This is a genomic window from Micromonospora sp. NPDC049089, from assembly GCF_040648775.1.
Classification (GTDB): Bacteria; Actinomycetota; Actinomycetes; order Mycobacteriales; family Micromonosporaceae; genus Micromonospora.
The window spans coordinates 1-9641 of record NZ_JBEZEH010000244.1; the positions used below are offsets into that span (position 1 = coordinate 1).

General features: G+C 70.0%; 8 protein-coding genes and 1 tRNA gene. 2 read left to right on the top strand and 7 right to left on the bottom strand.

Going from position 1 to position 9641, the window contains the following annotated elements; all coding sequences use genetic code 11:
- Nucleotides 1-206: 206 nt before the first annotated feature.
- The 5 genes from AB0B48_RS29360 to AB0B48_RS29380 all read right to left on the bottom strand — a co-directional run bounded on the left by AB0B48_RS29360 (nucleotide 207) and on the right by AB0B48_RS29380 (nucleotide 6070).
- A tRNA-Met gene (locus AB0B48_RS29360) sits at nucleotides 207-280 on the bottom strand.
- A gap of 87 nt (nucleotides 281-367) precedes the next feature.
- A complete protein-coding gene (locus tag AB0B48_RS29365; protein ID WP_357207128.1) occupies nucleotides 368-1291 on the bottom strand; it encodes a hypothetical protein in 924 nt (307 codons plus the stop codon).
- A complete protein-coding gene (locus AB0B48_RS29370) occupies nucleotides 1272-1790 on the bottom strand; it encodes a SigE family RNA polymerase sigma factor (protein WP_357207130.1) in 519 nt (172 codons plus the stop codon). Before AB0B48_RS29370 ends, AB0B48_RS29365 begins: the two co-directional genes overlap by 20 nt.
- A gap of 191 nt (nucleotides 1791-1981) precedes the next feature.
- A complete protein-coding gene (locus AB0B48_RS29375) occupies nucleotides 1982-4960 on the bottom strand; it encodes a UPF0182 family protein (protein ID WP_357207132.1) in 2979 nt (992 codons plus the stop codon).
- A gap of 96 nt (nucleotides 4961-5056) precedes the next feature.
- Nucleotides 5057-6070: a PDZ domain-containing protein gene (locus AB0B48_RS29380; protein WP_355008178.1), complete on the bottom strand. Its 1014-nt coding sequence runs from the start codon at nucleotides 6068-6070 to the stop codon at nucleotides 5057-5059.
- Between the two features lie 115 nt (nucleotides 6071-6185).
- On the opposite strand from AB0B48_RS29380, the gene AB0B48_RS29385 reads away from it, so the two are divergent.
- Nucleotides 6186-7502 (top strand): zinc-dependent metalloprotease, encoded by a 1317-nt coding sequence (locus tag AB0B48_RS29385; RefSeq protein ID WP_357207135.1) that lies wholly within the window; start codon nucleotides 6186-6188, stop codon nucleotides 7500-7502.
- Nucleotides 7503-7605: 103 nt separating this feature from the next.
- On the opposite strand, the gene AB0B48_RS29390 is transcribed toward AB0B48_RS29385, so the two are convergent.
- Together AB0B48_RS29390 and AB0B48_RS29395 are read right to left on the bottom strand one after the other, a co-directional pair.
- A complete protein-coding gene (locus tag AB0B48_RS29390; RefSeq protein ID WP_357207137.1) occupies nucleotides 7606-8214 on the bottom strand; it encodes a hypothetical protein in 609 nt (202 codons plus the stop codon).
- A gap of 169 nt (nucleotides 8215-8383) precedes the next feature.
- Nucleotides 8384-8917 carry a M48 family metallopeptidase gene (locus tag AB0B48_RS29395; protein WP_357207139.1) on the bottom strand — a complete coding sequence of 178 codons (534 nt, stop codon included), beginning with the start codon at nucleotides 8915-8917 and terminating at the stop codon, nucleotides 8384-8386.
- 512 nt (nucleotides 8918-9429) lie between these two features.
- On the opposite strand from AB0B48_RS29395, the gene AB0B48_RS29400 reads away from it, so the two are divergent.
- The gene (locus tag AB0B48_RS29400) at nucleotides 9430-9600 is read left to right on the top strand and encodes a DUF5679 domain-containing protein (protein ID WP_167457767.1); all 171 of its coding nucleotides are present in this window, start codon (nucleotides 9430-9432) and stop codon (nucleotides 9598-9600) included.
- The last annotated feature ends 41 nt before the right edge of the window (nucleotides 9601-9641 follow it).

Here is a 9641-nt window from a genome sequence, read left to right on the forward strand (position 1 = left end):
GGGGACAGGATTTGAACCTGCGACCTCTGGGTTATGAGCCCAGCGAGCTACCGAGCTGCTCCACCCCGCGTCGACTGGTTAAGACTAACTCACCCGTTCCGGGCGATGATCAGTGGGGTCGCCATCCGCTGTGGCCGGCACCCCCGGAATGTCGAAAGCCCGCCTCCGGTGAACCGGAGGCGGGCTTCGAACTGGTGTTTCTCTCGTAGCGGGGACAGGATTTGAACCTGCGACCTCTGGGTTATGAGCCCAGCGAGCTACCGAGCTGCTCCACCCCGCGTCGGTTCGCTAACCGTAGCGCACCAACCCGGGACACCGCAAAGCGACTCCGATACCGCCGACACGGACAGCTCTGACCTGGGCGTTGTCAGTCGAGCCAGTCCTCGATCGCCGCGACCGCCCGTCGGCTGTCAGCATCGACCTGGGACCGAACGGCGACCGTGTGCTCCCAACCCTGTTCCCAGAGCACCGTCACCACGTCCCCGACCCGGACCGCCCGGACCAGCCGAACCTCCTCCGTACCCGGCTCACCCATCCCGTCCGGCATCGGAGCCCGCATCTCGAACAGCACCGACCCGTCCCCGTACGCCCCCGAGGCCAGCAGCCGCTGTCGCCACGTCCTGTCGTCGTCGGGCAGCTTCTGGTCGGGGCAGTCGCGCACCGCCTGCCGCAGCTCCCGCAACGCGTCGTCGGCGCGACCTGCCCGGTAGATGGTGATGGTGTGCCGGTAGCTACCGTCCGGCACGTGCCCCGTCGGCGTCTCCGGCATCTTGTAGGCCAGGTAGCGACCACGGCGTTGGACCATGGCCGAGTCGCTGGGCAGGCGAGCGCCGCACAGCGTCGGCAGTGCCGGCCCCTCCCCCGAGGATTCCAGTCCGGTCCGATTCGGGGCCGCCAGCAGGAAGAAGGCGCGGTCCGGGATCGAGGTGGGCGGCCGCGGTGCCGCCGGTCCGGTGGTGACCGGCTGCGACGGCGTGCCGCTCGCTGTGGTCCGCGACGGTAGCGGTGCCGAGGGAGTCGGCGTGGGTGACGGCAGGGAGGTCGCCGTCGCCCCGGTCGGCGACGGGCCAGGGATGTCGGCGGGCGGCGGTGCGGAACCGTCCGCCGGGAACGCCAGTCGGCCACCGACGACAATTCCGCCCACGAGCAGCGCCACCGCGAGCGTCGAACCGGCTACCCGTGCTCGGGCCCGCCGGTCGGCGAACCGCCGAAGGGACTCGGGTCGGGTCAGCTCGTGCCCGTCCGCGACGGTGCCGAGCGACCGGTACAGGTCAGAGAGTTCGACTGACATCGTTCGCCTCCAACTCCACGACCCTGAGGTCGGGCAGCAGCGCGGCCAGCCGGGACCGGCCCCGGGACAGCCAGGACTTCACGGTGCCGACCGGCACGTCGGTCTCCCGGGCGATCTCCTCGACGGACATGTCGAAGAGGTAGTGCAGGGCCAGTGCCTGCCGGTGCGTGGCGGGCAACTGCCGGAGCGCTCGGACCAGGAGCACCCCGTCCTCGCTGGGTGGAGGTGCGACCGCCGGCGGTCCGGTACGGCTCAGCACCACCCGCCAACGGTGCAGGCGCCGCCAGCGGTCAGTCGCCAGCCGGGCCACCACGAGCCGCAGCCACGCCTCCGGCGCCGGATGCGACGACAGTCGCCCCCACTGCCGCCAGGCCCGGGTGTACGCCTCCTGCACCAGGTCCTGCGCCTCACCGTGGTCGCCAGCGACCGCGTAGCCGTACCGCAGCGTCCGGCGGGCGGTGCTGCGGTAGAAGTCATCGAAGCTCTGCGCGTCCCGCACGACTGTTCCCCCTCGTCCCCACCCCGTTGCATTGAGGACGGCGGACCGGCACCGCAGGTTGCGGGCCCGGGCGGTGCTGTCGGTGACGTGACAGATACGCACAGATCAGGCCAACGGCCGAGCCCCCGTCCCTCGGACCTGATGCGGTCCGAGGGACGGGGGCTCGGGGAGGAACTGCGTGCGGTGGCGGGTCAGCCTCCAGCACTCGGGCTGGCACCCGGCGCACCAGCGGCCTGCTGCGCCTGCTGGAACGCGGTGAGCGCCTCGTCGAGGGCCTTCAGCGCACGCCCGTACCGCTCGAAGTCGCCCGACGTCTGCGCGGCCCGGACCTCGGTGATCGCGGTCTGCACCCGGTCTGCGGCGGCAGCCAGGTCACCGGTCGGCGGTGGGGTGCCGGCGCTCGGAGTCGGCGATGGCGCCGCCGTCCCCGAAGGCGTCGGAGTCGGGGTCGTCGGGTTGCCCCCGGTCGTCGGCGGCGGCGACGTGCCCTGCCCTGCCTTCTTACCCTGCTCGACCAACTGCTTGATGCCGTCGTTGATGTTGTCGGCGAGCGCCACGAAGGAGCCGCCGTCACCGTACGAGAGCAGCACCTTCTGCAACAGCGGGTACGCGTCCTGCTGGTTGCTCTTCACGTAGACCGGCTCGACGTAGAGCATCCCGTCGGCGAAGGGCAACGAGAGCAGGTTGCCGTACTGCACCTGCGCCTGGTTGCTGGAGAGCAGGTTGAGCTGCTGACGGATGTTCGCGTTGTTGGTCATCTGCTGGTGCACCTGCACCGGGCCGGAGATCCGGGTCTGATCCGGCAACTCCAGCACCTCCAGCCGGGGCTGCCCGTCGACGTACGACCCGGAGATCAGCGCGGCGAGGTTCTGCCGGCCGTTGGGGGTGACCGCCGAGGTGAGCTGGAACCGAGGGCTCTCCTGCCCGGGGAACTGGGTGAACAGGTAGTACGGGGGCTGCTTCTGACCGCTGTCCGGGGCGTCCGGCACGTTGGGCACCTGCCAGAAGTCCTGTGCGGAGTAGAAGTCACCCGGGTTCGTCACGTGGAACTTGGTGAGCAGGTTGCGCTGCACCTTGAACATGTCCGCCGGGTAGCGCAGGTGCTCGTTCAGCTCGACCGGGATCTCCGCCTTCGGCAGCACCAGGTCGCCGCCGAACGCCTTGTTCCACGCCTTGAGCACCGGGTCGGTGTCGTCGTACTCGTAGAGCTTCACGGTGCCGTCGTACGCGTCGACTGTGGCCTTGACCGAGTTGCGCATGTAGTTGACGTCTTCGCGGGCCAGTTGGAAGGTGCCCCGGTTGGTCAACTCGTCGGTGGTCTCGGTCTGCAGGTTGACCCGCTCCGCGTACGGGTAGGAGGCGGCCGTGGTGTAGCCGTCCACGATCCACTGCACCCGACCGTCGACCACTGCCGGGTACGGGTCGCCGTCCAGGGTGAGGAACGGCGCGACCTTCTCCACCCGGTCGCGCGGGTTGCGCACGTACAGCAGCTTGGAGTCCTTGTTCACCGCCTCGGAGAGCAGGAAGTTCGACTCCTGCTCCTTGATGGCGTACAGCAGTCGCCGGGTGAAGGAGCCGATCTCCACACCGCCCTCACCGGTGTAGGTGTAGGACTCGCCGCCGCCCTCACCGACCGGCCTGTCGAACTCGGCCTTCTTGTTCGGGTCGGACTGCCCGACGATGGCGTAGTCGTCGGCCGCCATCCGCTCGCCGTAGTAGATGCGCGGCTGCTTGGCCGGGATCTGCTCGGTCTGCGAGGAGCACGCCTCCTGGGTCTTCTCGCCGAGGAACCCGGAGACGAAGAACGGCTGCCCGCCGCAGACCACCTGGTTGGCCGGGGCCGCCACCAGCCCGTACCCGTGGGTGTAGACGGTGTGCCGGTTGATCCAGGTGTTCTGCTGGTCGGTCAGCTCGCCGTAGTTGATCTCCCGGACGCCGACCACGTAGTCGGAGACCTTGCCGTTCACCCCGTACCTGTCGATGTCCAGCTTCGGACCGAAGTCGTAGAAGCCACGCACCTGCTGGAGCTGGGTGTACGTCTCGCTGACCAACTGCGGGTCGAGCAGCCGCACGTTCGACACCACCGACGTGTCGGTGGCCAGGTTCCCCGGTGGGGTGAGGTTGTTCGCCGCGTACGGGGTCGTCTCGGTGGCCCCCAACCCGAACGCCGCGCGCGTCGCGTCGATGCTGCGCTGGATGTACGGCGCTTCCTTGTCCTTGGCGCTCGGCTTGACCTCGAAGGTCTGCACCGCCCAGGGGTAGATGCCGCCGATGGCCACCGCGGACACGCCGAGCAGCGCCAGCGAGATCCCCGGCCAGACCAGGTTCCGCATCCAGGCGTTGGAGAACACGAGGATCGCGATGGCCACCACGATCGAGATGTAGGCGAGGATCTCCTTCGCCGGCAGCAACGCGTTGACGTCGGCGTAGCCGGCGCCGTACAACTTGGCGCCCTCGTTGTACTCCAGCAGCATGGCCCGCCGGTCCAACACGTACGCGATCGCCTTCAACAGCACGAAGACCGCGACGAGCGTGCTCAGGTGCGCGCGGGCCGCGTTGCTCATCCGGTCGCCGACGCCCTGTAGGCGGACCCCGCCGAAGAGGTAGTGCACCGCCAGCGCGCCGATCACGGCCAGCACCACAGCGGTGAAGGCGACCCCGAGCAGGTAGCGCCAGAACGGCAGTTGGAAGACGTAGAAGCCGATGTCGACCCCGAACTCCGGGTCCTTGATGCCGAAGTCACCGCCGTTGCGGAACAGCAGCCACTGGTTCCAGCGGTTCTGCGCGGACAGACCGGCGAAGAGCCCGACCACCGCGGCGGTCAGCGAGATCCAGGTGCCGAGACGCGGGCTGAGCAGCATCCGGTAGCGCTCGAGGGTCGCCTGCTCGACCGAGTGCGGACGCAGTCGCGGGCGCAACCGGTAGGCCAGCCACAGGTTGCCACCGACGATCACCGCCATGCCGAGGCCGATGGCGAGGAAGAGCACCAGCCGGGTGAGCAGGACGCCGGTGAAGACCTCGGTGTAGCGGACCTCGTCGAACCAGAGCCAGTCGGTCCACGCCTGGACACCCCAGCCGAGCAGGGTGAAGAGCACGAACACCCCGACCAGGACCGCGATGGTGACGCGCCCGCGCCGGCTCATCCTCGGGAGGGGGCTGCTGCTACGCATGACCACTGTTGGCTCCGCACGCTCGATATGATCGGCTCCGACCAGGCACCCAGAGTACGGGGTGTTCCTGAGCGTGTCGGGGCACGGTCACACCGGTCAGCAACGCGTCGGCTGACCACCCGCGCGCAACGTCTCCAGAGCGGTCATCGCCTCGTCCAACGAGCCCACCCGCAACAGCGGCAGATCGGGCTGCGGATTGCGGACCGCTTCCGCGCAGTTGTCCGCCGGCACCAGGAAGACTTTCGCCCCGGCGCGCTTGGCACCGACCAGCTTCTGGGCGATCCCACCGATCGGCCCGACGGCGCCCTCGTCGTCGATGGTGCCGGTGCCGGCGATGATCTTACCGCCGGTGAGATCGGCCGGGGTCAACTTGTCCACGATCCCCAGGGCGAACATCAGACCGGCGCTCGGCCCACCGATGTCCCCCAGGTCGATGCCGAGCGTGAACGGGTGCGGCTGCTGCTGATCGATCTCGACACCGATCCGCGGTCGGCCGTCCTGCTCCTGACTGGTCACCGTCGCGGTGGCCGGCGTGCCGTCACGGGTGTAGCCGATGGTCAACGCCGTGCCCGCCGGCTTGGCCCGGACCAGCTCGGTGACCTTCGCCGCCACCGGCACCGGCTGGCCGTCGACCGAGGTGATCAGATCGCCGACCTTCAGCGCACCGGCCGCCGGGCCGTCCCCGGCCACCGTCTTGATCACCACCTGCACCGGGAAGCCCAGCTCCCGCAGCGCTGCGGTCTCCGCGCTGGTCTGTGACGCCTTGAAGTCCTCGGCGTTGCGCTGCTCGACCTGCTCCGTCGACTCCCCCGGTGGGTAGACCAGCTCACGCGGCACCACCGCCTCGTCGTCGGAGAACCAGCCCGCGATGGCCCCCCGCAACCGCACGGAGGGTTGCACCCCCACCGTGGTGAGCCGCAACTGGCCGGCCGAGGTCGAGGTCTCCCGACCGGTGACCTGGATGACCTCCTTGCCGTCGGTCGTACCGAGGGTGTTGACGGTCGGCCCCGGGCCCAGCACCACGTACGGAATCGGCACCCGGAGCACCCCGATGCTCAGCAGGGCGGTGAACAGGGCACCGAGCAGGACCGTCAGGCCACGACGTCTCATGCCGCAGAGCGTACCGACCGGTTGCGGCCCGCCCGCCGGATGCGCCACGCGACTTCGCCCTCAGCGCAACGCCAGCGACGGCTACCTGGGGCGCGGTCCGCGTACCGTAGATGTCGTGCCTGATATTCCGTTCGGTTTCGCGCTCCCGGGTGGGCAACCACCAGACCCCAACGATCCCGCGCAGATGCAGCAGTTCATGTCGCAGTTGCAGCACCTGCTCTCCGCGCCGGGCAGCGGGCCGGTCAACTGGGACCTGGCCCGGCAGGTAGCAGCCAGTCAGCTCGCGGCCGCCGGTGACCCGGCGGTGTCGATGTACGAGCGCAACGCGGTCGAGGAGGCGCTACGCCTCGCCGACCTGTGGTTGGAGCCCGCCTCAGCGTGGCCCACCGGCATCCAGAACCCCGTTGCGTGGAACCGCAACGAGTGGATCTTCAAGACGCTGGACGTGTGGCGCAAGCTCTGCGACCCCGTCGCCAGCCGGATGGTCGGCGCGATGGGCGACCTGGTGCCGCCGGAGGCGCGCGCCCAGCTCGGCCCGATGCAGTCGATGGTGGCCTCCCTCGGTGGCGCGCTCTTCGGCGGTCAGCTGGGCCAGGCCCTCGGTTCGCTCGCCGCGGAGGTGCTCTCCGCCGGCGACATCGGGCTGCCGCTCGGCCCGGCCGGCACGGCCGCGCTGATCCCGGCCAACATCCGGGCGTACGGCGAGGGCCTGGAGCTGCCCGAGGACGAGGTCCGCCTCTACGTGGCGCTGCGCGAGGCCGCCCACCAGCGGCTGTTCCAGCACGTCCCGTGGCTGCGTGGGCATGTGCTCAGCGCTGTCGAGATGTACGCCTCGGGCATCCGGGTCAACCGGGAGGCGATCGAGGAGGCGATGGGCCGGGTCGACCCGACCGACCCCGAGTCGATGCAGGCGATCGCCCTGGAGGGCATCTTCACCCCGGAGGACACCCCGGCGCAGAAGGCCTCACTGGCCCGCCTGGAGACCGCACTCGCCCTGGTCGAGGGCTGGGTGTGCCACGTCGTCGACAGCGCCGCCAGCGACCGGCTGCCGAACGTCGTCCGGCTGGGCGAGGCGTTCCGCCGTCGCCGGGCCGCCGGCGGTCCCGCCGAGCAGACCTTCGCCGCGCTGGTCGGTCTGGAACTGCGGCCCCGCCGACTGCGGGAGGCCGCGGCGCTCTGGGCCGCGCTCACCGAGCACCGTGGCATCGAGGGCCGCGACGCCGTCTGGGGCCACCCGGACCTGCTCCCGTCGGACGACGACTTCGCCGATCCGGTCGCCTTCGCGATGAACGACATGGATCTCAGCGAGCTGGACAGCTTCGACTTCACCGCCCCCGGCGGGGTGGAGGAGAAGGCCCCCGGCCAGTCGGATCAGTCGGGGCGGCCCGGTCCGTCCGACGAGACCGACGGCGAGGGCGACGCCAGGTCCTGACCTCCTCCCGTCGACGGCCTACGCCGCGGGTGCCCGAAGATCCACAGCGGGCACCCGCGGCGTGTTCGGCGGCGCCGACGGTTCAGGTGGGTCGGCGCGCCGTTCAGGTGGGTCGGCCCGCCCCGGAGAGCAGGGCGCGGGTCGCTTCCCAACCCTCGAAGGCCGGGTCGAGCGTGGCCAGGTCAGCCGGGCCGCGCAGTCGTCGCCAGCCGGTGGTGACCGCCACGTCACCCGGGCGCGGGGCGTTGGCGCGCGCCTCAGCCGGCGTCGCCGTGTCCAACTCCAGCGTCGGCAGCCAGTCGGGCGCGGGCAGTCGTACCGCGACCCCGAGCAGACCCGGGCCACCGCCCTCGACCGGAGCCACCGCCACCGGCCGGCTGGTGAGTGGGCGAAGCAGCTTGCCGACGGTCAGGGCGGGCAGGTCGGGCACGTCACTGACCAGCACGGCCGCCTGGTCGTACCCCTCCAGCGCGGCGAAGACGGCGTTCGGCGTCGGCTCGGCCACCTCGTACACCGCCGTTCCGGGCCACACCAGCGCATCGGCCAGGGCCCGGTCGGCCGGGGTCACCGCGACCGCGACCTCCACCTCGTTGAGCGTGGCGAACAGGTCGATGACGTCTTCTGCCAGCGCCGCTCGCCACTGCGCCAGGTCGACGCCGGGCGGCGACCAGTGCACCGGCCCGAGCAACGCCACCACCACCCGTCGCGCCATCCCCCGACCCTAGCGCCCCACCCCGAACGGCCACCCCACCCGGCCCGCCCCATCCCGGGGAGGCTTGACCCCATGATCGACTCGACTTCCTTGAAGTCGCGGTGTCCCGGAGCTCCCGACAGCGCGGTATTCAGGAACGCGAGTGGATCTTCGGGGCGACAGTGCGCGGTCAGGTGGGGAGCGGCGCGCAGGAGGAGGCGGCGGCGACCCCTTCGAGGTAGCCGCGGGCGCGTTCCGACTTCGGGTAGCGACCGACAAGCGCCCAGAACCGGGCGTTGTGGCTGGGCACGATGAGGTGCGCCAACTCGTGCAGCAACACGTAGTCGATCACCCAGTCGGGCATCTCCTGGACGCGGTGGGAGATGCGGATGCTGCGGTCCGCCGGCGTGCAGGAGCCCCACCGGCCGTTCTGGTTGGTGACCCATCTGACGCTCGCCGGCACCGCCTTCGAGGCGTACCCGGCGAGGTAGAGGTCGATGAGCCGGTTGGCGCGGGCCAGCAACTCGTCGTCGGACCGGGCAAGGCGCCCCTCCCGGGCGGCGAGCCGGGCGAGCATCCGGTCGACCCACTCGCTCTCCTCGGCACGGGAGAACTGGTCGGGGATGAGGACGACCACTCGCTCACCGTCACGGTACGCGGACACCGTGCGTCGTCGACGCTGACTGCGTCGCACCTCGACGACCGGCTTGCGCGTCCCCGCCATCACTGGGCCGCGCAGCCTCGACTACGTGTCACGAAGGAAAGCTAATGCCCACTGACCAGGGGACCGCAAGGGTCAACCGCACGACACGCGCCCAGAAAATGGTGATTGGTCGCCAGGCGTCCCGAAAATTTCTTGACCGCAGCGCCATCACGCCATCTCGTCACCCTTGGTGAACGTCGACGGCGCCGGTCCGCAGCTCATCTCCTACCGTAGGTGATCACCGCCTCGGATGCGCTGCGGAGGTACTCGCACGGGTGGCTGTCAGGGTTTGGTCGGCGTGTCCCCGCCAAACTGACTTATCCGACCTATTTCGCCATGCACACTCTCGACGTCGACTTCCTCACAGTGTCGATGCACAGCTGACATGGAACTGCCCAGACCTGGGTAGGGTCCGCGGACCAGCGGTCACGAAGGTGGCCGCGGAGTGAGACCCAGCGCCGGCGCCCCGTGTGGCCCGCCGCCGGGCACCCCGCCGGGACGGTTTGACCGGCGGACGAGACGAGGAGGGCACCGTGGCCGACCAGGCCCAGACGACCTACAACGGTTACTGCGTGAAGTGCAAGGAGAAGCGGGACTTCGAGGGGCACGTCGAGGTCTCGAAGACCGGAATGAACATGGCCAAGGGCAAGTGTCCGGTATGCGGTACAACAGTGAACCGCATCCTGGGCAAGGCCAAGGTCTGACCCGAACGGGTGAACGGGGGTGGGGTGGCCGAGTGGCCACC

Excerpts from the sequence above, each read along its gene's own strand:
- AB0B48_RS29365 (WP_357207128.1), bottom strand. The coding sequence starts at position 1,291 with ATGTCAGTCGAACTCTCTGACCTGTACCGGTCGCTCGGCACCGTCGCG.
- AB0B48_RS29390 (WP_357207137.1), bottom strand. The coding sequence starts at position 8,214 with ATGGCGCGACGGGTGGTGGTGGCGTTGCTCGGGCCGGTGCACTGGTCG.
- AB0B48_RS29395 (WP_357207139.1), bottom strand. The coding sequence starts at position 8,917 with ATGGCGGGGACGCGCAAGCCGGTCGTCGAGGTGCGACGCAGTCAGCGT.
- AB0B48_RS29375 (WP_357207132.1), bottom strand. The coding sequence starts at position 4,960 with ATGCGTAGCAGCAGCCCCCTCCCGAGGATGAGCCGGCGCGGGCGCGTC.
- AB0B48_RS29380 (WP_355008178.1), bottom strand. The coding sequence starts at position 6,070 with ATGAGACGTCGTGGCCTGACGGTCCTGCTCGGTGCCCTGTTCACCGCC.